Raw genomic sequence first — 24112 nt, 5'->3', positions numbered from 1 at the left:
TTATGAGTGAACTGGTACAGAGCTTCGGTGACAGCACCGAGCCCATGGTGGTTCTGGACGGAGTCTCCAAGGTCTTCGGCAACGGCCCCAAGGCGGTAGTTGCTGTGGACAACGTCTCCCTCACCATTAACCGCGGTGAAATCTTTGCAATTATCGGCTACTCCGGCGCCGGTAAGTCCACCCTGGTCCGCCTCATTAACGGCCTGGAAACCACCACCAGTGGCACCCTGACCGTTGGCGGCTTCGAAATTTCCGGCAAGCGCGACTCCGAACTGCGCGAAGCACGCACCAACATCGGCATGATCTTCCAGCAGTTCAACCTGATGAACTCCCGCACCGTGCTCGGTAACGTTGAGTTCCCCCTGAAGATTGCCGGCTGGTCTAAGAAGGACCGCCGCGCCCGCGCCCTGGAAATGCTCGAGTTCGTGGGTCTTGCCGACCGTGCAGGCCACTACCCGAACCAGCTTTCGGGCGGTCAGAAGCAGCGTGTGGGTATTGCCCGTGCGCTCGCGACCAACCCCGCACTGCTGCTGGCGGACGAGTCCACCAGCGCGCTGGATCCGGAAACCACTCATGAAGTGCTTGCGCTCCTTAAGCGTGTGAACCGTGAACTGGGTGTGACCGTCGTGGTGATTACCCACGAGATGGACGTGGTCTCCAGCATCGCTGACCGTGTGGCGGTCATGGAGTCCGGTCGTGTGGTGGAGCAGGGCAACGTCTACGACGTCTTCTCCAACCCGCAGACCGACGTGGCGAAGCTGTTCGTGGCAACCACCGTCAAGCTTGCCCCCACCGGCAAGGAGGCGGCTGAGCTGCGCGCTAACCACAAGGGTTACCTCATCAACGTTGAAATCGTGGAGGGTAACCAGGAGCTCGGTAAGGTGCTGTCCTACCTGGGTGCCCGTAACGTCCGCTTCAACATTGTGGGCGGCGGTATTGAGACCCTGCAGGGCAAGGCGTACGGTACCCTCACCCTGGAACTTCTCGGCGAAATCACCAGCATTGATGCCGCTGTTGCTGAACTGAAGACCGTTGCTCGCGTGCAGGAGGTGCGCTAAATGTTTGCTACTACTCTTCCGCTGGCTGCGTCTAAGACTGACTGGTCTGAGTTCCTGCCCGAGAAGCTGCTCCCGGCTATCGGCGATACGTTCTACATGGTGTCTATCACCATGCTGTGTGCCGGTCTGGTTGGCCTGATTGTGGGTGCTCTGCTGTACACCACCCGTGCAGGTAATATTTTCCAGAACCGTTTCGTGTACACGATCCTGAACATTCTGGTGAACGTGATTCGCCCGATTCCGTTCATTATCCTGATTGCGGCGCTGGGCCCGCTGACGAGCGCCGTGGTGGGTACCCGCCTGGGCGTGAACGCTGCGGTTTTCGCGATGAGCTTCGGTGCTGCGTTCGCAATTGCCCGTATCGTGGAGCAGAACATGGTCTCCATTGACCCGGGTGTGATTGAGGCGGCCCGCGCGATGGGCGCTTCGAAGCTGACCATCCTGTTCACCGTGATGATTCCCGAGGCACTTGGCCCGCTAATCCTGGGTTACACCTTCCTCGTTATCGGCGTGGTGGATATGTCCGCTATGGCCGGTTACGTGGGTGCCGGTGGTCTGGGTAAGATCGCGATTGTGGACGGCTACCAGCGCTTCAACGATGAGATCACCTGGGCTGTTGTGGCGATTATTATCGTCCTGGTTCAGCTGGTTCAGTTCATCGGTAACGCACTGGCGAAGAAGGTTATGCGCCGATAAACTCGTACCGCTTAGGTACAAGCTGATAAAGCATAGAAGACCCCCGGTCTGCTCTTCAGGAGCGGGCCGGGGGTCTTTCTTCATACCGGGGGAGGGGGCGCTAATTACTTAGCCCTGCGCCGCCTCAGACTGCTGTGCCGCCTCAAGCTTGGCGATCCAGGTGCGTGCCGCCTCCCAGAGCTGCGGGTCCTTGAAGGAATCGAAGCGCCCAAAACCGGTCGGTGCCTTTGCCGGGTCGGTGCCTTCCGGAACGTAAATCATGACCTTCGTACCGGCGTCACGTGCCGCCTGCGCGCCCGCGGGGGAGTCCTCGAACGCCAGCGCCTCGTGACCTTCAAAGCCGAGGCGACGTGCCGCCTCCAGGTACATGTCCGGGGCGGGCTTACCGGCCGGAACGTCGTTGCTGCTGACCCAGGTGCGCACCAGCGGGGCGTAACCGTAGCTTTCCATCTTCAGGGTCAGAATGTTCGCGGTGGAGTTCGACGCCACCGCAACCGGCATGTGCTCGCTCAGGAAGCCCAGGAACTTCTGCGCACCCTCAATCAGGTCCACGCCGGAGCTGATGACCTCGTGCTCGGTGGTGAGCAGATCCTTCATCACGCGTTCATGGTGTTCGGCGTACTCTGCGGAGGCGGTGTCCGGCTTCTGACCATTCTGCGCCTCGTAGGAGAGCAGGGCAAGCTCCTCGGCGACATCGGCTGCTGCCAGGCCGGTGAGGCGATGCTCCACCTCCTCGGTGAAGGGAACAGACCAGCGGGCGAAAAGCTCACGTTGCACATCGTTCCAGACGGTCTCGGAGTCGAGGAGGATGCCGTCGCAGTCGAAGATTGCGCAGCGGGGGAACCAATCGGAGGGTACTATGTGTTCAAACATAATGTCAGTCTCTCACAGGGTTTTAGGCTATGGAAGCGGTGGCCCGGTGCGTGAGAAAACATGCGGGGTTGCGCCTCGCCCGCAGAACGGAAAACCACATGAAGAAACCCTCCCGCTGCATCCAGAACGGACGCAACGGGAGGGCAGAAGCTAAAACAGCTTAGAGAGCGGACACCGGCTTATGAGTCACCTGACGCATAAACGGAATGGTCGCCAACAGGCCCACATAGACCAGCGCCAGACCCAGTGCAATAGCGCCGAAGGTCATACCGAACATCTTCGTCAGAATCTCACCGGAAAGACCCTGCGCCGCAATCAACGCCGTCAGCGGCAGACCCAGCAGCGCAGAAACCACGCTAATGAGCACCAGCGGACCGAAAACCACGGTAAGGCGCGAAGCCTGCAACATCCTCGTGGGGGTACCCATCATATTCAGCGAAGAGTACAGCGAACCACGCTCGTAAATGGCGGCGCTCTGGTTCAACACTGCGGAGAGGGTGACCAGCAGGTACGAGAAGAACAGCATGAGCAGCATGCCCTGGAACATGTCCGACATGATGGTCATGAAGGGGCCGGCGGCGGGGCCTACCTCCTTCGCCGTTTTGTTCATTTCACCCGCCAGAATCAGGATGGGGCCGAAGAAGGTCACCAAGAAGGTCGACAGCGCCACACCCGAAACCTGACGCCACGCCCCGCGCGGGGATTCCAGCACCGCACGGTAACCCAGCAGAACCGACGCCTTCTGGGTCATGCGCACACGAATCTTTGCGTATGCCCACACCAGGAAGGTACCAATCAGGTCGATAGCAACCATCATCAGCAGACCCGGCAGAGCAATGAAAATCGCTAGGTTCTTAATCGCGCTATCGGCACCGCCGTCCTGGAAGGGTGAGAACATGCTAAAACCCTTCGAGGTCGAAGCCAGAATCATCACGGCAATGACCAGAACAACACCGATACCCAGAGCAATGTAACCGGCGGAACCAGCCTTCGCGCGGGTACGCACACCCAGCGGGCTGATGCTGACCTTCGCCAGACCGAAGAGGGAGCTGAGAGCCGCCAAAACCATACAACCCAGGAAGCAGTAGAAAATCACGCTCACCGGCAGGAGCATATTCTCAGCACCCAGCGGAACGTTCATGAAGTGTAAAGCGCCAAAGGGGAAAATCAGCACCAGGTAGAGCAACAGACCGATAATGAAGCCCACGAGGGAGTACACCAGCGCGTCCGCAACGGACAGACCCACAATCAGGGTCGTGGAGGCACCAATCAGACGCAGGGACGCCAGACGCTCATCACGGCGGCGGGCACTCAAACGAGCAGCCGAAGCGCCCAGGGTAAAGAGCGGAACAATCAGCACCAGAGCGGCAACCCACGCCAAACCCATGTAGAGCTTCTGAATGCCCATCAGGTTGATCATTTCGTGGTCAACGTTGGCGTGCTCAAGCCAAGTACTCAGCGCCTGAACACCACCGGCAACCGTCAAAAACAGTGCCGAGGAGGCGGCAAAAGCCAGCACAGGAAGAATCGCCTGCGAACTCCATAGGGTTCGCTTGGCGAGTAGAGCATAGATTTGCATTATGCACCTGCCTGAGACTGAGCGCCGAAGCTCTGAGCGCCGGGGTTCTGTGCGGGAACACCGCCCTGGTTATTGCGCTGGTCGCTCACAATCTGACCGTCCTGCAGGTACACCACGCGGGAGCACGCCGCAGCCACGTTCGGGTCGTGAGTAACCACCAGCAGAGTCTTACCCTGCTGCGGAATCATGGTCAGCAGCAGCGCCATCACCTCACGCGCGGTCTTAGAATCCAGCGCGCCGGTCGGCTCATCCGCGAAAGTCACGGGGGCACCGTTCACCTGGGAGCGGGCAATCGCCACACGCTGAGCCTGACCACCGGACATCTCACCCATACGGCGGTCCAACATCTGCCCCAAACCCAGACGGTTCAGCAGGTCAGCCGAAATGGAACGCGCCTGCTGGCGCGGCACACCGGCAATCATCGCGGCGAGGGAGACGTTCTCCTCCGCGGTCAGCTCGGGAACCAACAGACCCTGCTGGAACACGAAACCAAACGAGTTAGCGCGCAGGGAGGTGCGCTCACGCTCGCTGAGGGACTCCACCGCCACCTGACCCGCCGGGCCATTGAACAGCACAGAACCGGCATCGAGCTTGATAATGCCCGAGAGCGCGTGCAACAGGGTGGTCTTACCGGAACCGGAAGGACCCATAATCGCCACAGACTCGCCGGGGAAAATATCCAGGCTCACGTTACGCAGCACCGGGTTATTGCCGTACGACTTGTGCAGGTTACGGGCAGAAATAATCGCGCCGCGCGCGAAGGGCGCCTGCTGCGCCTGCTGAGGTGCCTGAGCCGGGTAGCCCTGCGGCTGACCCTGATAGTAGCCCTGCTGGCCGGGCTGACTCGGCTGACCGGACTGACCCTGCTGAGCGGAATACTGACCGGCAGGCTGCGCCGCCTGCGGAGGGGTCATTGAATACGGGTTCTGAGCCTGGAACTGCGGGTTCTGGGTTTGAGGATGGTTCTGGGATTGAGGATTCTGCGTCATGACAACCTTCATTGGGTATGAACTAACGGAAGTACACTTCTATCATCTCAGCTTCTTGGCGGCTCACCCCTCCGTCTGAGGGCTGAAAAATATGGGAAAACCCTGAAAAAATTCGCCCGGCCGGGTGCTCAACCACCCCGCAACTCATACCGCGGGATGAGTGCGCTTCATGAGAGAATACGCCTCTTGCCCCCTTGAACTGCGCGGGGGCAATGCCATACTAGAAGGATGACCGACGCACAGAACACCCCCATCATCACTCCGGTAGCCGACCCCGAGGCAGGAACCCGCATCATCTTCCTGCGCCACGGCCAGACCGACTGGAACATTGACCACCGCTTCCAGGGCGGCACCGACATCCCCCTCAACGACACCGGCAGGGAACAGGTCCGCACCGCTATCGGCGCCCTGCAGCAGGCAGCAGCTGAGGGCACCACCGTGGACGCTATCGTATCCTCGCCCCTTTCCCGCGCCGTAGAAAGCGCCGAAATCGTAGCCGAAGGCCTGGGCGTACCCTACCGCGGTGCCATTGACGGCTTCCAGGAACGTTCCTTTGGTGACCTGGAAGGCCAGATCGCTACCCGCGAGCTGATTCTCGCCTCCCGCCAGTCCAACAATGCTTTCAATGTGGAACCGAAGAAGGACTTCCTCGCCCGCTCCCTCGCGGCGCTGAACCGCGTCCGCCGCGAATACGAGGGTCAGACCGTTGTGGTCGCCGCGCACGGCATGCTGATTGCCATGACCATGACCGCCCTGATCGCTGAGCGCCACCCCGAACTGCTCAACGAGGACGGCATCTACCCGATCCCGGTGAACGCCTCCCTGACCGAGGTGCCCCTGCAGTACCTGGACGACGCGATCGACCGCCTGGTTGTGCAGCACCTAGAGCCCGAGCTGAGCCCCGAAGAGGTCCCGGCGGGTGCCGAGAACACGACCCTCACCCTGATTCGTCACGGCCAGACCGACTGGAACAAGGCGAACCTGATGCAGGGCATCACCGACATTCCGCTCAACGACACCGGCCGCGAGCAGGCACGCACCACCGGCAAGAAGCTCGCCGACATGGGTCTGGAGTTCACCGTGCTGGTGTCCTCGCCGCTCTCCCGCGCCTACGAGACGGCGCAACTGGTCGGTGAGTACTTCGACCTGCAGGTGCACAAGACCTACCCCGAGCTGGTGGAACGCGCCTACGGTGCCGGCGAGGGCCTGGATATTCCCGCCCCCGAACGCCGCGCCCCGGAACGCTACTACCCGAACGTGGAATCCGAACGTGACGTGTACATTCGTGCGGTGCGCACCCTGCGCAATATCGTGCGTGAACTCTCTGAAGCCTCGGGCGACCAGAAGATTATTGCTGTCAGCCACGGCAGCTTTATCCGCCGCGCCCTCTCCGCAGCAGCCGGTGAAGAGTGGACCGTGACCGTGCCGAACGCCGAACCGCTCACGATTGACGTGCCGGGCCTGTTCGCGTGGGACTCGACCAAGCAGTTCGACGAGGTGGGTCGCCTTGTTTGGTAAAGGTTGGTCTGGCGCTCGCGTATGGCGACTGATTCTCTGGCCGGTCACGGCGCTGTACTGCGCGGTGGTGGCGAGTATCGTGTTCGCCCCCGTACACGTGGACGATAACGAGGTGGGAGGCCGCCTGGCGCAGCTGCTGGATACCGGCCACGCCGAGGGCTGGTTGCCTGCGTTCATCACCTATTCGAGCATCGAGCAGCTTTCGAACGTCATCATGTTCATTCCGGGCGGTTTTCTTTTCGCCCTGCTGCTCAAGCCGAAGGCTCGCCCGCACGTGCTGTACTCGGGATTTTTGGTTAGTGCCTGCATTGAGACGATTCAGAGTTTCATGCCTGATCGCACCGGCGACCCGGTGGATGTACTGATGAACGGTTCGGGTGCTCTGCTGGGCGCGGCGGGTGCTCTGGGTGTGCATCGTTGGCGTCGCGTGCGTCGCGAACGCAAGGGTAAGTAAGGATCTGTGCCTGTTGGAGGCGCCGGTTCCGAGGGTTCTCGGAGTCGGCGCCTTAGGTTTTTGCCCTGTTAGGGCGCGGTAGCGGGGGTTCTTGCTGTCTTGAGCGTTGGGGAGAAGCAAAACCCAACAGTTCATTAGGTCAAACAGACATAAACAGGCAACAGCTCGCAAATAGGTGTGGTTTCGGTAGGGAACATCCGGGTAATATTCCAGCAAATACAGCGTTTTATATTGACTTACCCACAAAAACCCACATAAAATCAAGTATTACCCTAAAGCGTTCTGCCAACTCACTGAAACCATGTCTTTCACGGCTCTCTAGCCACGCAGAACGCAGACGAGAACACGCAGATTTCCTCCCCACTAGCCCAAAGGAACACCGATTTATGTTCGCAGAAGAACGCCGTGCCGAAATTGCAAAGCTTGTTGCCTCCGCACGTCGTGTCAACGGCGCTGACCTTGCGCGTCGTTACGATGTGACCATGGAGACCGTGCGCCGCGACCTCGCCGCACTGGAAGAAGCAGGTAAGCTCCGCCGCGTCCACGGTGGCGCTGTCACCATTGAGCAGTCCACCTCCCTGGAGTCCTCCATCTCCTCCCGACAGGGCATGAACACCCCCGAAAAGCGCCGCATCGCCACCAAGGCATACCAGATGCTGCGCGACTCTGAGGCGGGCTCTATCGTCCTGGATGCAGGCTCCACCATCGAAATTCTCGCCGACCACATTGGCGCCGAGAACTTCAGCCTCAAGACCGGTAACGACCGCATCATTATCACCCACGCACTGCATATTGCGGTGAAGCTCGCGGAAGCTGAGGGTGTCACCCTTGAGCTGGTCGGTGGTCAGCTGCGCAAGATGACCTGGGCTGCTGTTGGTGCACGCGCCGCTGAGCACTTCGGCACCATGCGCCCCGATATTGCTTTCATTGGTGCCAACGGCATTGAAGCCCACTTCGGCATCTCCACCCCCGGCATGAACGAAGCCATTGTCAAGACCGCGATCTGCAAGTCTGCTCGTCGCGTGGTCCTGCTCTGTGACTCTGCGAAGTTCGGCCAGGAATCCCTGGTCCGCTTCGCTGGATTTGAGGATATTGACACCCTCATTACTGATCGTGAGCCCGAAGGTGCCCTTCGTCAGGCACTCGAGGCCGCAAACGTTGAGATTGTGATTGCCTAATGATTATTACTCTGACCGCAAACCCCAGCCTGGACCGCACCATTGAACTGGGCGCGCCCTTGGCTCACGGTGCCGTGCAGCGTGCTGTCGGCGCTGTGCAGGACCCCGGCGGTAAGGGCGTGAATATTTCGCGTGCCCTGCAGGTCTCCGGTGTTCCGACTGTGGCGATTGTGCCCGGTGAGGCCACCGACCCGGTGCTGACCGCACTACAGGCTGTGGACGTCGAGTTCGCTAACCTGCCCACCGGCGAGCCGATTCGCTCGAACATCACCGTGGTTGACCCGGACGGTACCACCACCAAGCTGAACGCCCCCGGCACCGTTTTTGATGCTGAACTGCGTCAGAAGCTGGACGAGCTGGTGGTTGAGCGTTCCAAGGGTGCCGACTGGGTGGTTCTGGCTGGTTCGCTGCCTCCGGGTCTGGAACCGACCTACTACTCCGAGCTGGTGGCGGCACTGCGCGCCTCCGGCTACGAGGGCAAGATTGCTATTGATACCTCTGAGGCGCCGCTGATTGCGACCGTTGCCGGTGAGCACAAGCCCACCCTGATTAAACCTAACTCGGAGGAGCTGGCTCAGCTGACCGGTAGCGATAACTGGGAGGAGCTGGAGGCTAGCCCCGAGCTGACCGCTCGCACCGCCCAGAAGCTACTCGGCGACGGCATCGAGTACGTGCTTGCCACCCTCGGCGGCGGCGGTGCAGTGCTGGTCACTGAGCAGGGTATCTGGCACGCTGTGCACGAGCCGATTCAGGTTCGTAGCACTGTGGGTGCCGGTGACTCGTCGCTGTCCGGTTTCTTGATTGCTCACACTCGTGGTGAGGATGCCCCCGGTTGCCTGGTTCAGGCGGTAGCTCACGGTTCGGCTGCTGCTGCTCTGCCCGGTACCCGTATGCCTTCGCTGGAGCAGACCACTCCTGAGAAGGTCACTGTTCGTCAGCTACAGCTCTAATTCGAGCTGTTTTCGCACCTCCAGCTTTTATTCTCAGAAGGGAATATAAGCTGGGGTGCTGTGCGCATATGTCGCACATATACGCACGCTGCACACTCAACACACACTGCGCACACTTTGAACTCATATAGGGGAGAGGCTCGGCACCGCTGAGCGAATCCCCGCCCCAACACATACCCGAGGAGGGAATATGTCTGATCTGATCACCGCAGATCTCGTCCTGCTGGACGAGAACCTCGGCGAGACCCGATTCGACGTAATTGCCAAGCTCGCCCAGGCAGTCGTAAATGCCGGACGCGCTACCGACTTCGAGCAGCTCTACGCGGCTGCCGAGGCACGCGAATCCAAGACCGACACCGGCATCCCCGGTGGTATTGCGATTCCGCACTGCCGTAGTGCCGCCGTGACCGAGCCGACCCTGGCAATGGCACGCCCTAACCCGGCAGTTTCCTTCGGTGCTAAGGACGGCCCCGCCGACCTGATTTTCTTCATTGCTGCACCCGATGGCGCTGACCAGGCACACCTGAAGCTGCTGTCCACTCTGGCACGCTCCCTGATGAAGAAGAGCTTCACCGCGTCCCTGCGCGATGCCTCCTCGGCTGAAGAGATTGTTGAGCTGGTCAACGGCGCGCTCGGTGTGGGCGAGAAGAAGGCAGAGGCTAAGCCCGCCGAGGCTGCGCCCGCCGCCGCACCTGCTGCTGAGAAGGAAGCCCCCGCCGCTCCGGTGAAGAAGATTGTTGCTGTGACCGCATGCCCCACCGGCATCGCTCACACCTACATGGCTGCGGATGCCCTCAAGTACGCTGCTGAAGAGCTCGGCTACGACCTGAAGGTTGAGACCCAGGGCTCCTCGGGTAACGAGAAGCTGACCCAGGCTGATATTGATGCCGCAGACGCCGTGATTTTCGCGGTGTCGGTGAACGTGCGTGAGCGTAACCGCTTCGCCGGTAAGCCCTTCGTCGAATCCCCCGTCAAGCGCGGTATTGACGAACCGAAGGAAATGATCGCGGAGGCTCTGGCTGAGGCTGAGAACCCGAACGGTGCGCGCGTTGCCGCTGCCGCATCCAGTGCCGAGGACAGCGCAGGGGCTACCGAAGGCGCATGGGGCTCCCGCATCTACAAGGCCGTGATGACCGGTATCTCTTACATGATTCCGTTCGTTGCTGCCGGCGGTATTCTGGTCGCCCTGGGCTTCGTGTTCGAGGCAATCACCATGCCGAACCTCGGCGATGTGAACACCAAGGCGATTCTCGAATCGGCAACCCTGTTCAACCTCGGTGATGTGCACTGGACCCTGTACCTGGGTGCTGTTCTGCAGACCATCGGTGGTTTCGGTCTGAGCCTGATGGTTCCGGCTCTTGCCGCGTACATTGCGTACGGTTTGGCTCAGCGTCCCGGTATTGCTCCGGGCTTCATCGCCGGTTCGGTGGCTCTTGCCGTGAACGCGGGCTTCCTCGGCGGTATCGTTGGCGGTATTCTCGCCGGTCTGATTGCGTACGCTCTGGGTACCTTGAAGCTGCCCCGCTGGCTCGGCTCGATGATGCCCGTGGTCGTTACTCCGCTGGTGACTTCTCTGGTTGCCGGTCTGCTCATGTACCTGCTGCTCGGCGCACCCCTCGCTTGGGTTATGACCACCCTGCAGGATTGGCTGACCTCCATGTCTGGCGGTTCCGCTCTGGTGCTGGGTCTGATCCTGGGCGCAATGATGGCTTCTGACCTGGGTGGCCCCATCAACAAGGCTGCTTACCTCTTCGCAACCGCTGGCCTGTCCTCGGGTGCGACCGTGAACCAGGAAATCATGGCTGCCGTCATTATCTCCGGTATGGTTCCGCCGCTGGCTATGGCTCTGGCAACCACTCTGCGTCCCAAGCTGTTCAACGAGAACGAGCGTGAGAACGGTAAGGCTGCGTGGCTGCTGGGTGCATCCTTTATCTCTGAGGGTGCTATTCCCTTCGCGTCGGCTGATCCGGCTCGCGTGATTCCTTCGACCATTGTTGGTGGTGCTCTTGCTGGCGCTATTTCGATGAGCGCTCATGTTGCTTCCCCGGCTCCGCACGGTGGTATTTGGATTATCGGTCTGGCACAGAACCCCCTGATGTTCCTGGTGGCTGTTGTTGCCGGTACCGTTGTTTCGGCACTCGTGTACGTGGTGCTGAAGTCTGTGGGTGCCCGCTCTAAGGCATCCGCATAAAGGCCGTATAACCTCACCTTCATTTGATCGTCTGTTTGCAGGCGTGAGCGTGAAAAAACACGTTACACTGTAGACAAACCACAGATAGGACATGAATTTATGACTACCTACAAGGGCGTCGGCGTATACGCCGGCCGCGTTATTGGCCCCGTTCTTCAGATGCCTAAGCCCATCGAGGAACCCAAGGACGGTCTGCGTCTGAGCGGCGAGACCGCTGAGGCTGCAGCGCAGCGCATTAAGGACGCATCGGTCCGCGTGAAGGAAGACCTGCTCGCTCGTGCAGAGCACGCTAGCCGTGACGGCAAGGCTGTTCTGAAGTCTACCTCTCAGATGGCTACCGACCGTGCACTCATCAAGAGCGCTATCAAGCTGGTTGAGACTCAGGAGATGGCTCCCGAGCGTGCAATTTGGGAGGCTGCAACCTCCTTCGCTGACCAGATGGCTGCCCTGGGTGGCTACATGGCTGAGCGCGTCACCGACATCCACGACGTGCGTGCCCGCATTGTTGCTGAGCTGACCGACCAGCAGGCTCCCGGCATCCCCGTTTCTGATGAGCCGTTCATCCTGGCCGCTATTGACCTGGCACCGGCTGATACCGCGACCCTGGACCCCGAGAAGGTTATCGCCCTGATCACCTCTGACGGTGGCCCCCAGGCGCACACCGCTATTTTGGCTCGCGGCCTGGGCCTGCCCGCTATTGTGGCCGCTAAGGGTGTGACCGAGATTGCTGACGGCACCGTCGTCTACGTGGACTCCAATGAAGGTATCGTTGACACCGAGCCCACCGACGCTGACCGTGAGGCAGCAATCAAGTACGCAAACCGTAAGCCCGTCGCTGACTTTGACGGTCAGGGCGTGCTGGCTGACGGCACCCGCGTTGAGCTGTACGCAAACGTTGGTGACGGCAAGTCCGCTGAGAAGGCTGCAAGCCTGAAGGCTGAGGGTGTTGGCCTGTTGCGCACCGAGTTCGGCTTCCTGGGCCACGACTCTGAGCCTTCCATTGAGACTCAGGCTAAGACCTACAAGTCTGTGTTTGACGCATTCCCCGGAAAGCACATTGTGGTTCGTACTCTGGACGCTGGTGCTGACAAGCCCCTGCCGTTCCTGAACGTGAACCCCGAGGAGAACCCCGCACTGGGTGTTCGCGGCTTCCGTACCGACTGGACCGTTCCGGGCGTTCTGACCCGCCAGCTGGAGGCTATTAAGGCTGCTTCGGAGGACTCCGACGCTGACATCTGGGTTATGGCTCCGATGATTTCGACCACCTCCGAGGCACGCAACTTCGCGAACATGCTCAAGGAGATTGGCCTGCCCGTTCACGGTGTGATGGTTGAGACCCCCGCAGCTGTGATGAACGCTGAGGCTATCCTGGGCGAGGTCGACTTCGTGTCCATCGGCACCAACGACCTGACCCAGTACACCATGGCGGCTGACCGCCTGCTGGGCGACCTGGCGCACCTGAACAACCCCTGGCAGCCTGCAGTGCTGAAGATGATTAAGATGACCGTTGAGGGTGCTCAGCGTGCATCGGTCACCGCGGGTAAGAAGAAGTACGTGAGCGTCTGTGGTGAGGCTGCGGCTGACCCGGCTCTGGCTGTTGTTCTGATTGGTCTGGGTGTTGACACCCTGTCCATGAACGCTGGTGCTATTCCCGCTGTGGCTGCGGTTCTGAAGTCCGTGACCAAGGAGAAGGCACAGCAGATTGCGGCTATCGCTCTGCAGCAGATTTCTTCTGCTGAGGCGAAGGAGAGCGCACGCAAGGCTCTGCCGATTCTGGACGAGCTGGGCCTCTAAGCCTTAAACGATTCCGGGCTCTGCCTGCCGCTCCTTGGTGGGGTGTGCTGGGCGGTGCCTGAGTCCATGAAAATGCCGGGTGTAGAGTTTTATTTCTGCATCCGGCATTTTTGGTACTTGTTAGCGTATGGCTGAACGGTACAATTTATAGAGTAAGGGCGGGTCCTGAAGCGCCCCGTTCATTTAGAATAGGTACTGATATATTTTCGGTTCCTTGATCAAAGGAGAAACATAATGGCAGAGCGCGAAGCCACTATTGCAAGCCGTGTTGGCCTGCACGCACGTCCGGCAGCTATCTTCGCTGAGGCAGCTGGCGACCTCCCCGTCGAGGTCACCATCGCAGCTAAGGGCGAGCCCGCAGATGAGGCTATGGACGCTGCATCGATTCTGTCCCTGATGTCCCTGGGTGCAAAGCACGGCGACGTTGTTGTCCTGCGCGCAGAGGGCGAAGGTGCTGAAGAGGCTCTGGACTCGCTGGTTAAGATCCTCGAGACCGACCACGACGCTGAGTAATTGACTTTCGCCTCTGAAGTGACCCCGAGCGGTGCGCTTCGGATGCTGTGAAGGCTACAGCCTTAAAGCGTGAATATCCCGTCACTTCGGTGGCGGGATATTTTTTTGTTATGAATAATTCATTTCTTATTGAGGTGCGAGTGGGGGTAGGTGGGGGATATTTCTCTGCAAATCTTAATGTATATATAACCTTTATTTTTCCTCGAAAATAGCTCTAGAAATATCTCCCAAAATATCTTCTGTACAGTAGTGACCTGGATTTCTCTTCATATCAATGAAGCCTTCTGCCGTAAGTGCCGCAGAGCGCTTTTTGCTCACAAAATCACCGGGCAGAAAAGTGATATTTCTGCTCTCCAGTGCTACCGCAGAATCGTGCCCTTGTTAGACTAAAAAGGCACTGTCTATCTGGGAGGGACATTGGCAGAATCGAGGAACACCCCCGCGACCCCCACATCGCGGGAAGCTTCGCATGCAGGCGAAGCAAATACTGCCGCAACGGAAGGAAGCGAGCAGAACACCACCGCTGGCTACATCGCCGGTAAGCGCGGTTTTCCCCTGGTTTCGCTAGACCAGGTCACCGACGAGAAATTGCGCCGCGTGCTGGCTCAGCATGCCGCCTCCGCGACAAGCCAGGAGGGCACCGTCGCTGCAGAAGCTGTCGGTGATGTACTGCAGGAGGCCGCCGCGGATATGGGCATTACCGCTCAGGAGCCGGTAGAGCCCACCAGTGACCCCGAGCTGACCCCTAACGGTCACGGCGCGCGTACCGTCATTGACCCCTCCCTCGTGCCTGACGACGACCTGGACGCCTACCGCGAGGACCCCAACCCTGTCACCTCCAGTAACCTGGTGACCGAGGCGGCGCTGACCCGCCCCTCCCAGCCGGTGCCCATGACCGGCATGATTCCGCAGGTGCCCAACTCCCACGCAGCCCGACGCTACGGTGCGGAGCCTACCGCCGTGCCGAAGACCGGGCCCGTCTCGATGCCCACGACTACCGTTCCGCTGGTCAATGGAGGCTCTCGCGGCCTATTTGGACGCGGTAGCGGCGGCCGCTGGGGTTCGCGTCGCCTCCGCTCTTTTGTGCGCACTGAGGAGGCGGCACCCGCCGCCCCGCGCGGTGCCCAGCGTATTGCTCAGCGCCAGTTTGTGCCGATGATTCGTACTGAGGAGCATGAGCGTCGTGAGGCGTTCCGCCGCGAGAAGGAGTACGCTCGCGATACGCTGAACTTCACCCTGCGTCTGGCGGAGGCGATGTTCCACTACGGAGCGGACGCTATGGACGTGGACTCGGCGATTATTGCGGTCTCTTCGGCGTACGGGCTGGACTCGGTGGAAGTCGATATTACGAACCAGTCGGTGACCATCAACTACACCTCGGACCCCGATATTTACATGGAGTCCCGCATTGCTAAACGCAATACGAACGCTGACGAGCGCTTCACGCACACCCTGGTGCGTGTGGTGCGTTCCTCCACTGAAAACTATGAGGCGCTCTCTGAGGTCTACGGCCTGATTTATAAGATCACGCGTGGCGGCATGACCCTGGAAATGGCCGATGTGAAGCTGAACCAGATTACGCACCGCCCCAAGCCGTTCCCGCCTCTGGTGGTGTGGCTGGCGAACCTGGCGTGTGCTGGAACCCTGACGGCGGCGCTGGGCGCGAGCTTTGCGACGGCGTTGAGCGCGGCGATTATCTTTATTCCCGTGTACCTGCTGATTCAGTGGTTGAGTTCGATTGGTATTCCGGCGTTCTTCCGCATGGCGGCTAGTGCGGGTCTGATGACCTTCTTGGCGATTTGGCTGGGCGGTGAAGGGTCGATTCTTTCGGTGCTTCAGCGCCAGGGTGAGCCGATTTCTGCGCCTCTGGTGGTGGCGGCGGGCATGATTATGTTCTTGCCGACTCCGCGTCTGGTGGGTGCTGTGCAGGATGCGATTAATGGCTTCCCGGTGACGGCTGCGGGTCGTTTTGTGTCTACGGGTATGAGCTTCTTGGGCCTGGTGGTTGGTATTGCGACCGCGGTGAGCGCGATTAATATTTTCAACGGCCCGACCCTGGATATTGAGCAGCTGCGTTTTGAGCCGACGACCCCGTTGGTGGCGTCGTTCTTCTTCTTGGTGGCGATTGCGACCTTTGCGATTACCTTGCAAACGAAGCTGGTGAAGGTCGGCTGGCTGATGCTGATTACGGGCTGTGGCCTGGCTGCGTATTACAGCTATGAGCTGCTTGCTGGCCCGAGTACCGGTCGCGGCCCGACGGCGTGTGCGGCGGTTGTGATTGGTGCGTTGAGCACGTATTTTGCGTACCGTCTGCATGTGCCCCAGGCGATTTTCTCGATTCCTGCGATTACGTTCTTGCTGCCGGGTCTGTCGTTCTTCCGCGGTATGTATCTGCTGACGGTTGAGACGGACGTGATTCTGGGTATGCAGAACATGATTACGGCGGTTTCGATTGTGGTGGCGATGGCGTCGGGTGTTGCGTTGGGTAATTACACGATGCAGTATGCGCTGCAGCATTTTACGACTCCGCGGAATGTGGAGCCGGTAGAGACTGCAGATTCTTAGCCTTATTTTCAAGGGTATATAGCCAATATTGCATATAATGGGCGCATGAAAGGGGCGGTAGCTTGCGAGTTGACCTCGCAAGCTACCGCCCCTTCGCTATGCCCTTGTGCTGGGTCTTGCGTAGGCTCTCGTACTGTGCCTAGCGCACCGTCCAGTCCACCGGTTCAGCACCCTGCTGCACCAGCAGAGAATTCACGGTCGAGAACGGGCGCGAACCAAAGAAACCACGATGCGCAGACAGCGGCGAAGGATGCGCCGACTCCACGCTCGGGTACGGTTGCAGCATGGGTGCGCACTTGCGTGCATCCGCACCCCACAGCAGGCCAACCAGCGGCTGATTGCGCGCAACCAGGGCACGGATAGCGCACTCGGTGATTTCCTCCCAGCCCTTGCCGCGATGCGAGCCGGCATCCGACTCGCGCACGGTCAGAACTCTGTTGAGCAGCATGACGCCCTCATCTGCCCAGCAGGACAGGTCGCCGTGATTAGCCGGAGCGATACCCAGGTCGTCCTCAAGTTCCTTGTAAATATTGTTCAGCGAACGAGGCAGTGGCATACCGCGGTGCACCGAGAACGACAGGCCCATCGCATTACCGGGGGTGGGGTAGGGGTCCTGACCAATAATGAGGACCTTCACCTGGCTCATCGGGCGGCGGAACGCATTAAAAATATCGGCGGCAGGCGGGAACGTGCGGTAACCCGCCGCGTGCTCCTCACGCAGGAAAGCGCCCATGGCGTGAATCTGCTCTTCGACCGGGGCGAGGGCTGCCGCCCAATCCTCGCTCATAATGCTGCTGAGGGGCTGGTTCATGAATCTCCTCGGGGAATTTCCTGGGGGCTGATGCGGCTCCGGCGGTCACGGTGCCGGGCGCGCTACGGTTACTTCTCTTCTAGACTAGGGGATGACGAATACGCACGCTAGGAGACGCCAGCCGCGGCAGGTAAACCATAGACAGGAGGCAACGTGCTAGAACAAGAACGCGCTGAAAGCGCTGAGACCCAGGCGAAGGCTCAGACAGAGACCCAGCCGGAAGCGGAGCAGCAGCCCGGCGGTCTGACCCCGGTCGAGCGGCGCATCCTTGAGGTGGAACGCCGCCGCTTCAAACACCAGGGCTCCAAGGAGAAGGCAATTATTGCCGCAGGGTTCACCCCGATTGCCTACTATCAGCGCCTGAATGTGATGCTGGACGACGAGCGGGTGCGCGCCGCAGCACCGCAGATTATCGACGTCCTGCGTGCCCGCCGAGACGCTGACTAGCGCAAGAGTGAGGGGCGTGCTGAACGCCGCCCTGGAGCCTCCCTGTTGCTTTCCTATCGCACCGCACATCGCAGGTTCAGGTAGAGATTGAACACTGTGCGGCGTCCGTCTCTTTCACAGCCGGTTGCGGGGCGTTCGCGTTGGTTCCCGCTAATTGAGACGGTACTCTAGGTACTAGAACACCAAGACCGCACCTTCATCTGCCGCGCCCGCGCACCATGCAGGACGGCGCGGTACCAGCCGGTAAACAGAGACCCGTGAAATGAGGATAAATGAGCTACCCCCGCGATGAATTTGACGAGGTAGACGAGAACACCGCCCGCCGCGGAACCTACCGCGCGGTCAACGTCGACCCGGCAAAGAGCCCCAAGGGTGCTATCCCCCTGGTCGCCGCCGGTGTGGTTGGCCTGCTGATTGGCGGTGCAATGTACGTGTACGCGCCGCGCACCGCCTCCCCGCAGTACTCGGCGTCCACCGCGAAGAGCAGCTCTGCTCCCGCAAGCGCGTCGGCGTCTTCTGCGCCGGCTACCGCCTCCGCTTCGGCGAGCCCCACGAAGACTGGCCTGGCTGAGTCTATTTCGGTGGCGGTCTACAATGCGTCTGCTCCGGCGGGTAGTGCCTCCAGCGCGGCGGCTCTGCTGACTGGCTACACCATCAGCGAGACCGCGAACTACACCGGGGCGGCACCTGCAACCAGCGTGGTCTACTACGCTGAGGGCTACCAGTCGCAGGCGCAGAGCATCGCCTCGAAGCTGGATATTTCGCAGGTACGCCAGGCGACCGCCAACGTTGAGATGGGCAACCACGAGGTGATTGTGGTTCTGGCGTCGGATTACACCGGCTAAAACCCAGTCCGCGTCGCTTCTGTAATTACAAGTTTTCTTTCAACCCCACCCGTGCAATTCCAATCGCGCACCGGGTGGGGTTGATGCTTTTAACGCCCCTTTTGACGGGGTTGATGAGCGCAGATTAAGCACTGGGCGATTAACCCTTCAACCTTGGGCTTAAACGTTTGCTCCATGCCGGTGCGGGTGCCACAATTGATGTAGCGTTCGGGTGCTTTATGCCCTGCTCTGCCCGCACCTCCGTAACGGGGGCGTTGTGGAGGGGCAGCCACCCGATTTTAGATGTACCGCACCCGCAGGGGTGAAGGAAAAAATCCGATCGTCCAGGAGGACACTTATGGCAAAGCTCATTGCTTTTGACGAAGAGGCACGCCGCGGCCTTGAGCGCGGTTTGAACACCCTCGCCGATGCAGTGAAGGTGACCCTCGGCCCCCGCGGCCGCAACGTTGTGCTGGAGAAGGCGTGGGGCGCCCCCACCATCACCAACGACGGTGTCTCGATCGCGAAGGAAATCGAGCTGGAGGATCCGTACGAGAAGATTGGTGCGGAGCTCGTCAAGGAAGTTGCTAAGAAGACTGACGACATCGCAGGTGACGGTACCACCACCGCTACCGTTCTGGCTCAGGCACTGGTTCGCGAGGGCCTGCGCAACGTGGCTGCTGGCGCTGACCCGCTGAGCCTCAAGCGCGGCATTGAGAAGGCTGTTGAGGCTGTGACCGAGGCTCTGCTCTCCTCCGCGAAGGAAGTTGAGACCGAGGAAGAGATCGCTGCAACCGCGTCTATTTCCGCTGGTGACGCTGAGATCGGCAAGCTCATTGCTGAGGCAATGGAGAAGGTCGGCAAGGAAGGCGTCATCACCGTTGAGGACTCCAACACTTTCGGTCTGCACCTCGAACTGACTGAGGGTATGCGCTTCGACAAGGGCTTCCTGTCCGGTTACTTTGTGACCGACCCGGAGCGTCAGGAAGCAGTCCTGGAGGACCCCTACATCCTGGTTGTGAACCAGAAGATTTCGAACGTTAAGGACCTCGTCCCCGTCCTGGAGAAGGTCATGCAGTCTGGCAAGCCGCTGCTGATCGTTGCTGAGGACGTTGAGGGTGAGGCTCTGGCTCTGCTGGTGCTGAACAAGATGCGCGGTTCCATCAAGTCTGTGGCTGTGAAGGCTCCGGGCTTCGGTGACCGCCGTAAGGCTCAGATGGCTGATATCGCTATCCTGACCGGTGGCCAGGTCATTACCGAAGAGGTTGGCCTGTCCCTGGACGCAGCAACCCTGGACATGCTCGGTTCCGCTCGCAAGGTTGTTGTGACCAAGGACGAGACCACCATCATTGAGGGTGCAGGCGACGCAGCGGCTATCGAGGGTCGCGTTGCTCAGATTCGTGCAGAGATTGCTAACTCTGACTCCGACTACGACCGTGAGAAGCTGCAGGAGCGCCTGGCTAAGCTCGCCGGTGGTGTTGCTGTGCTGAAGGCTGGTGCCGCAACCGAGGTTGAGCTGAAGGAACGCAAGCACCGCATTGAGGATGCTGTGCGTAACGCTAAGGCTGCTGTTGAGGAGGGTATCGTCCCCGGTGGTGGCGTTGCTCTGATTCAGGCTGGCGTAAAGGTCTTCGACAAGCTGGAGCTGACCGGTGACGAGGCTACCGGCGCGAACATTGTGCGCGTGGCTATTGACGCACCGCTGAAGCAGATTGCTGCTAACGCTGGCCTGGAGCCGGGCGTTGTGGTTGACCGCGTTCGTTCCCTGCCCGCTGGTACCGGCCTGAACGCTGCGACCGGCGAGTACGAGGACCTGATGGCTGCTGGTATTGCTGACCCGGTGAAGGTGACCCGTTCGGCTCTGCAGAACGCTGCGTCTATTGCTGGTCTGTTCCTGACCACTGAGGCTGTTGTTGCGAACAAGCCGGAGCCCGCTGGTGCGGCTGCTCCCGGTGCGGACGCAATGGGCAGCATGATGTAATGACTTTTTGTCCCTGATGGGGCAAAAAGTTATGGAATCCGTGGCGCGCGAAGCGTGACACGGTGGTGACCCGGCGCTGGTACCTAAACCGGCGCAGGCCCACGCATCCGTATGAGGCGGGGGCGGCTACCCATGAAGGGTGGCCGCCCCCGCTTTTGTGTGCCCATGCGTCCTGTCCCGGCGGTGGAGGCGGTAGAATGGCTCCTTATGGAATGTGCCTATTTTCGTGATGACCTCTGCTCCTCCTGCCCCAGAATTGAGACCGCCTACACCGCGCAGGTGCAGGCGAAGCAGGAGCACGCCCGCGCCCTGCTCGCTAACTACCCGCAGTTGCAGTGGCTGGACCCGGTGACCAGCGCGGAGGCGGGCTTCCGCAACAAGGCGAAGCTCGTGGTGGGCGGTTCGGCGAAGAACCCGACCCTGGGCATTGTGGATTACCGTACGGGCGCCTCCACAGATCTTGGCGAATGCCCGCTCTATATGGAGCCGATTCAGGCTGCTATTCCGGTGCTGCGTGAGCTGATTCAGCGCGCGGACCTGACCCCCTATGATATTCCGAATCGTCGCGGTGAGCTGAAGAATATTCTGGTGACCGCTTCGGCGGCGGGTGAGCTGATGGTGCGTTTCGTGTTGCGTTCGAAGAAGCTTCTGGTGCCGATTCGTCGCCAGATGGACTGGCTGCAGGAGCGGCTGCCGAACCTGGCGGTGCTGTCGGTGAACCTACTGCGTGAACCGGTGGCGCGTGTTGAGGGTGATGAGGAGATTATTCTCTCGGAGCGTCAGACTCTGCCGATGCAGGTGAATGACCTGACTCTGCATCTGCGCCCGCAGAGCTTCTTCCAGACGAATACGAAGGTTGCTGAGGCGATGTATGCGCAGGGCCGTGAGTGGGTGCGTGAGGTGGCTCCGCGCTCGCTGTGGGATCTGTACTGCGGTGTGGGCGGTTTTGCCCTGCATGCCGCTTCGGTGATGGATGGCGGCTCGGTGACGGGCATTGAGATTAGTGCGGAGGCGGTTGCTTCGGCACAGCGCACGGTCGCTGAGTACGGTCTGGAGGGCGTGGACTTTTCGGCTCAGGATGCGCCGGAGTTCGCGGTGTCTTCGGGCGCGGTGCCGCAGATGCTGGTGGTGAATCCGCCCCGCCGCGGTATTGGTGAGAGCTTGTGTGCGTGGATTGAGGGTTCGGGTATTGACCGTGTGGTGTATTCGAGCTGTAACGCGGTGACTTTGGCGAAGGATCTGGAGCGTATGCCCTCGTATGCGCCGGTGCAGGGCCGTGTGCTGGACATGTTCCCGCATACGGACCACTATGAGGTTATGACGTTGCTGAAGCGCGGGTAGGTTTCTCGGGTCAAGCGCTCATTCCTATCCCAAGTCCGCGAGCAGATACATAACACTAGGGCGCGAGCAGGTGATTTTTGGCCGAGCAGGTAGTATTTTTCCTGCATGCTCGGCCAAAAATCACCTGCTCGCGGTGTTATCAGGGTTGCCCGCAACGTGGCGGAGGTGAGGCGATGATGCCCCGAGGCGATATACAGAGCACAGTCATGCACCCGCACGGCTCTTTGCCTCATTCCGCGATTCCTGCGCCCGTATCGCTCGCGCAGTCGGGCCGAGAATGAACGTGAATACGGTGGCGATGATGAAGAGTGCCCCTCCGGTAACAATGGTGTTGATCGCGCCGAACGCTGGTACCGCCCATCCGGTGATGAGGTACCCGACCATACCCGCTAGGGAGAAAACCACACCCATGAAGCTGTAGACGCGCCCGCGCATGTGTTCGTCGATAGCGTCTGCGAAGAGGACTTGCCCGAGCACTTCTTCGGGTCCGTAGAACATGCCCCAGATGAACCAGAGCACGAGTACCGCCCACAGCGCCGGGTGTAGTCCCATACTCAGACAAACGGCGCCGTAGCCGAGTCCGGAGATGCACATCCACCCGCGTTTGGTCATACGCACCCGCCCGGCGCCTGTACCGACGCCGAGTTTGGCTGAAAGCCAGGAGCTGATCACGCATCCGGCGGCGTAGACGGAAGTTGCGATTCCGAAGGCGGTGTAGTCGTGCCCGAGGCCGCGGGTGAGGTATTCGAGCATGGGCAGGGTGGTGATGGGTACGGCGGCGATGGAGAGGAACCAGAAGGTGAGCATACCGCGCACGATGGGGTTGTGTGCGGTGTAGGCGGCGCCTTCGCGCAGGAGTCTGCCGGTGTGGTGTTCCTGCACGGTGGCGGTGCGTTCGGCGTGGGTGAGGTCGTAGTTGCGTATGGTGGCGACGGTGAGGGCAGCGAGCAGGTTGAGGGTGCCTGCGAATCCGACGGCGAGGGCTGGGGTGGTGAAGGATGCGACGGCGGCTGCGATGGTGGGGCCGAGGGTTTGGGCGAGGAAGATGAGGCTGCCGCGGCGTGCCATGTATTTTTGGTAGTCGTCGCCGAGCAGGGAGGGCATGGCGGCGGAGGCTGCGGGGGATGAGAAGGTGCCGAAGGTTGAGACGAGGAATGCGATGGTGAGGAAGGCGGGTAGTCCTGCGGCGGCGTAGAGGGCTGGGGATGCGATGAGTAGGGCGGCGCTGGCGAGCCTGAAGCTGACGGTGAGGGTTTTGCGGTTGAATTTGTCGGCGATAGCGCCTGCGAATGGTGCGAAGAGGATGACGGGGACTGCCTCGACGACCATGACGATAGCGGAGTGGGCGAGGTCGCCGGTGGCGCCGTAGGTCAGCAGGGGCATGGCGATAGCTTGGATACTGGACGCAAGAGCATCAGAAACCTGCGCGGTCAGGAGCGTGAGCTGCCCGCGTGCGTTCAGCGGCGTTGCTGATGTGGGTTTTGCGGTCGCGTCTGGTGTGTTTGTTGGAATGCGCGACGCAGGTGATTCAGGGTGCTCAGGCGAAGGGTCTGTGGTGCGTCTCATAATACTGTGGATTCTATCACGGGTAAGAACGCTGTAACCGAGGCGAAACAAGACACAAGATGCGCGAGCAGATAACAGTCCGTTATCTTCTCGCCGAAATATTATCTGCTCGCGGTGTTATCGGGGTTGCCCGCAACCGGGCGGTGGCGTCTCGGGCTGGTTGTGTCCGAGGCGCCACCGCTTTTTCGTTCCCCTCTAGCGGGCGTGAAATTCTATCCCTGCGCCGCGAAATCCTGTGCCGCGAGAATACCCGCCGCGTACGCCGCCTGGCCTACGTGCTGGGCTGCGTCGTCAATCAGGCTGACCAGGCGCACACCGCGAGTCACCGCCGGAGTCCACGAACGGTCAATAACCTCGCTCAAATCAGCCTCGCTCAGCGTCTGCGCGTAGGCCGCGAGCGCCTCGCCGGTTGCCACAAGGTACTCCACCAGCAGGGCAGAATCTGCAACCACGATGGAGCGTGCCTGCTCGGGGGTGTGGCCGTAACCTATGGTGTCGCCAAGCTCGCCCAGGTTGAAACGTTCCCTGAAGCCCTGAGCCTCCCAGACCTGCGGCTGACCATTCAGAGCAGAAAGCTGCATGTCCATTTGTCGTCCGGCGTGCCAGAGTAGCCAGGCGATAGAGTTCGGGTGCCCGCCCGGGTGGGCGTTGAGCGCCTCAGCTGATAGCCCCTTGACGGCTACGGCGGCTTCGATGCCGGGGCGGCTGGCGGCGTCACGCAGAATATCGTGGGTTTTCATAAAGTCCTCCTGAAAATGTTGGCTGCTCGTAGGCTGGCTTCTCG

General features: G+C 60.4%; 20 protein-coding genes. 14 read left to right on the top strand and 6 right to left on the bottom strand.

Annotated elements, in window-relative coordinates; all coding sequences use genetic code 11:
* The first annotated feature begins 2 nt into the window (after positions 1-2).
* Both HMPREF2682_RS05560 and HMPREF2682_RS05555 read left to right on the top strand, forming a co-directional pair.
* The gene (locus tag HMPREF2682_RS05560) at positions 3-1058 is read left to right on the top strand and encodes a methionine ABC transporter ATP-binding protein (RefSeq protein WP_070832131.1); all 1056 of its coding nucleotides are present in this window, start codon (positions 3-5) and stop codon (positions 1056-1058) included.
* Positions 1059-1754 (top strand): methionine ABC transporter permease, encoded by a 696-nt coding sequence (locus tag HMPREF2682_RS05555; RefSeq protein WP_070832128.1) that lies wholly within the window; start codon positions 1059-1061, stop codon positions 1752-1754.
* Positions 1755-1862: 108 nt separating this feature from the next.
* Here the strand turns inward: HMPREF2682_RS05555 and HMPREF2682_RS05550 are convergent, their stop codons facing one another.
* The 3 genes from HMPREF2682_RS05550 to HMPREF2682_RS05540 form a co-directional block, all read right to left on the bottom strand.
* Entirely contained in the window at positions 1863-2627 is a 765-nt protein-coding gene (locus HMPREF2682_RS05550) for an HAD family hydrolase (RefSeq protein ID WP_070832125.1), read from the bottom strand.
* A 160-nt stretch (positions 2628-2787) separates the two neighbouring features.
* Entirely contained in the window at positions 2788-4206 is a 1419-nt protein-coding gene (locus tag HMPREF2682_RS05545) for an FtsX-like permease family protein (protein WP_005508160.1), read from the bottom strand.
* Positions 4206-5195 carry an ABC transporter ATP-binding protein gene (locus HMPREF2682_RS05540; RefSeq protein ID WP_070832631.1) on the bottom strand — a complete coding sequence of 330 codons (990 nt, stop codon included), beginning with the start codon at positions 5193-5195 and terminating at the stop codon, positions 4206-4208. Before HMPREF2682_RS05540 ends, HMPREF2682_RS05545 begins: the two co-directional genes overlap by 1 nt.
* A gap of 228 nt (positions 5196-5423) precedes the next feature.
* On the opposite strand from HMPREF2682_RS05540, the gene HMPREF2682_RS05535 reads away from it, so the two are divergent.
* The 8 genes from HMPREF2682_RS05535 (at position 5424) to HMPREF2682_RS05500 (ending at position 16358) form a co-directional block, all read left to right on the top strand.
* Positions 5424-6713, top strand: coding sequence for a histidine phosphatase family protein (locus HMPREF2682_RS05535; protein WP_070832122.1), 1290 nt, complete (start codon positions 5424-5426; stop codon positions 6711-6713).
* Positions 6703-7167 carry a VanZ family protein gene (locus HMPREF2682_RS05530; RefSeq protein ID WP_070832119.1) on the top strand — a complete coding sequence of 155 codons (465 nt, stop codon included), beginning with the start codon at positions 6703-6705 and terminating at the stop codon, positions 7165-7167. Before HMPREF2682_RS05535 ends, HMPREF2682_RS05530 begins: the two co-directional genes overlap by 11 nt.
* A 386-nt stretch (positions 7168-7553) precedes the next feature.
* Complete coding sequence (locus HMPREF2682_RS05525; RefSeq protein ID WP_070604177.1) at positions 7554-8345, top strand: DeoR/GlpR family DNA-binding transcription regulator; 792 nt, start codon at positions 7554-7556, stop codon at positions 8343-8345.
* The gene (locus HMPREF2682_RS05520; protein ID WP_070832116.1) at positions 8345-9295 is read left to right on the top strand and encodes a 1-phosphofructokinase family hexose kinase; all 951 of its coding nucleotides are present in this window, start codon (positions 8345-8347) and stop codon (positions 9293-9295) included. Before HMPREF2682_RS05525 ends, HMPREF2682_RS05520 begins: the two co-directional genes overlap by 1 nt.
* A 190-nt stretch (positions 9296-9485) precedes the next feature.
* Positions 9486-11486: a PTS fructose transporter subunit IIABC gene (locus tag HMPREF2682_RS05515; RefSeq protein WP_070832112.1), complete on the top strand. Its 2001-nt coding sequence runs from the start codon at positions 9486-9488 to the stop codon at positions 11484-11486.
* A gap of 99 nt (positions 11487-11585) precedes the next feature.
* Positions 11586-13280, top strand: a complete 1695-nt coding sequence (ptsP, locus tag HMPREF2682_RS05510; protein ID WP_070832109.1) for a phosphoenolpyruvate--protein phosphotransferase — start codon at positions 11586-11588, stop codon at positions 13278-13280.
* Between the two features lie 234 nt (positions 13281-13514).
* A complete protein-coding gene (locus HMPREF2682_RS05505; RefSeq protein ID WP_005504506.1) occupies positions 13515-13793 on the top strand; it encodes an HPr family phosphocarrier protein in 279 nt (92 codons plus the stop codon).
* 417 nt (positions 13794-14210) lie between these two features.
* A complete protein-coding gene (locus HMPREF2682_RS05500; protein WP_070832106.1) occupies positions 14211-16358 on the top strand; it encodes a threonine/serine exporter family protein in 2148 nt (715 codons plus the stop codon).
* 139 nt (positions 16359-16497) lie between these two features.
* On the opposite strand, the gene HMPREF2682_RS05495 is transcribed toward HMPREF2682_RS05500, so the two are convergent.
* Positions 16498-17169, bottom strand: a complete 672-nt coding sequence (locus tag HMPREF2682_RS05495; protein ID WP_070832103.1) for a uracil-DNA glycosylase — start codon at positions 17167-17169, stop codon at positions 16498-16500.
* Positions 17170-17322: 153 nt separating this feature from the next.
* On the opposite strand from HMPREF2682_RS05495, the gene HMPREF2682_RS05490 reads away from it, so the two are divergent.
* The 4 genes from HMPREF2682_RS05490 to rlmC all read left to right on the top strand — a co-directional run bounded on the left by HMPREF2682_RS05490 (position 17323) and on the right by rlmC (position 21762).
* Complete coding sequence (locus HMPREF2682_RS05490; RefSeq protein ID WP_070832100.1) at positions 17323-17616, top strand: DUF3263 domain-containing protein; 294 nt, start codon at positions 17323-17325, stop codon at positions 17614-17616.
* Between the two features lie 272 nt (positions 17617-17888).
* Positions 17889-18461 (top strand): LytR C-terminal domain-containing protein, encoded by a 573-nt coding sequence (locus tag HMPREF2682_RS05485; RefSeq protein ID WP_070819292.1) that lies wholly within the window; start codon positions 17889-17891, stop codon positions 18459-18461.
* A gap of 337 nt (positions 18462-18798) precedes the next feature.
* Entirely contained in the window at positions 18799-20421 is a 1623-nt protein-coding gene (gene groL / locus HMPREF2682_RS05480; protein WP_049338386.1) for a chaperonin GroEL, read from the top strand.
* A 207-nt stretch (positions 20422-20628) separates the two neighbouring features.
* Complete coding sequence (gene rlmC, locus HMPREF2682_RS05475) at positions 20629-21762, top strand: 23S rRNA (uracil(747)-C(5))-methyltransferase RlmC (protein ID WP_070832097.1); 1134 nt, start codon at positions 20629-20631, stop codon at positions 21760-21762.
* 204 nt (positions 21763-21966) lie between these two features.
* Here rlmC and HMPREF2682_RS05470 read toward each other — a convergent pair whose 3' ends face one another.
* Both HMPREF2682_RS05470 and HMPREF2682_RS05465 read right to left on the bottom strand, forming a co-directional pair.
* Positions 21967-23328: an MFS transporter gene (locus HMPREF2682_RS05470; protein WP_246824527.1), complete on the bottom strand. Its 1362-nt coding sequence runs from the start codon at positions 23326-23328 to the stop codon at positions 21967-21969.
* A gap of 212 nt (positions 23329-23540) precedes the next feature.
* Entirely contained in the window at positions 23541-24068 is a 528-nt protein-coding gene (locus tag HMPREF2682_RS05465) for a mycothiol transferase (protein WP_049353950.1), read from the bottom strand.
* Positions 24069-24112 lie beyond the last annotated feature (44 nt).

Origin of the sequence: Rothia sp. HMSC061D12 (assembly GCF_001836735.1) — a bacterium.
GTDB lineage: Bacteria > Actinomycetota > Actinomycetes > Actinomycetales > Micrococcaceae > Rothia.
Note: the sequence above shows the minus strand (reverse complement) of the source record. Positions and strands in the feature narration are given on the sequence as shown.

Bases quoted from the DNA above. Each gene is read 5' to 3' on its own strand.
- HMPREF2682_RS05535 (WP_070832122.1), top strand. From the start codon at position 5,424: ATGACCGACGCACAGAACACCCCCATCATCACTCCGGTAGCCGACCCC.
- ptsP (WP_070832109.1), top strand. From the start codon at position 11,586: ATGACTACCTACAAGGGCGTCGGCGTATACGCCGGCCGCGTTATTGGC.
- groL (WP_049338386.1), top strand. From the start codon at position 18,799: ATGGCAAAGCTCATTGCTTTTGACGAAGAGGCACGCCGCGGCCTTGAG.
- HMPREF2682_RS05505 (WP_005504506.1), top strand. From the start codon at position 13,515: ATGGCAGAGCGCGAAGCCACTATTGCAAGCCGTGTTGGCCTGCACGCA.
- HMPREF2682_RS05550 (WP_070832125.1), bottom strand. From the start codon at position 2,627: ATGTTTGAACACATAGTACCCTCCGATTGGTTCCCCCGCTGCGCAATC.
- HMPREF2682_RS05560 (WP_070832131.1), top strand. From the start codon at position 3: ATGAGTGAACTGGTACAGAGCTTCGGTGACAGCACCGAGCCCATGGTG.
- HMPREF2682_RS05495 (WP_070832103.1), bottom strand. From the start codon at position 17,169: ATGAACCAGCCCCTCAGCAGCATTATGAGCGAGGATTGGGCGGCAGCC.
- HMPREF2682_RS05465 (WP_049353950.1), bottom strand. From the start codon at position 24,068: ATGAAAACCCACGATATTCTGCGTGACGCCGCCAGCCGCCCCGGCATC.
- HMPREF2682_RS05515 (WP_070832112.1), top strand. From the start codon at position 9,486: ATGTCTGATCTGATCACCGCAGATCTCGTCCTGCTGGACGAGAACCTC.
- HMPREF2682_RS05545 (WP_005508160.1), bottom strand. From the start codon at position 4,206: ATGCAAATCTATGCTCTACTCGCCAAGCGAACCCTATGGAGTTCGCAG.
- HMPREF2682_RS05520 (WP_070832116.1), top strand. From the start codon at position 8,345: ATGATTATTACTCTGACCGCAAACCCCAGCCTGGACCGCACCATTGAA.
- HMPREF2682_RS05470 (WP_246824527.1), bottom strand. From the start codon at position 23,328: ATGAGACGCACCACAGACCCTTCGCCTGAGCACCCTGAATCACCTGCG.
- HMPREF2682_RS05485 (WP_070819292.1), top strand. From the start codon at position 17,889: ATGAGCTACCCCCGCGATGAATTTGACGAGGTAGACGAGAACACCGCC.
- HMPREF2682_RS05525 (WP_070604177.1), top strand. From the start codon at position 7,554: ATGTTCGCAGAAGAACGCCGTGCCGAAATTGCAAAGCTTGTTGCCTCC.
- HMPREF2682_RS05540 (WP_070832631.1), bottom strand. From the start codon at position 5,195: ATGACGCAGAATCCTCAATCCCAGAACCATCCTCAAACCCAGAACCCG.
- rlmC (WP_070832097.1), top strand. From the start codon at position 20,629: ATGGAATGTGCCTATTTTCGTGATGACCTCTGCTCCTCCTGCCCCAGA.
- HMPREF2682_RS05555 (WP_070832128.1), top strand. From the start codon at position 1,059: ATGTTTGCTACTACTCTTCCGCTGGCTGCGTCTAAGACTGACTGGTCT.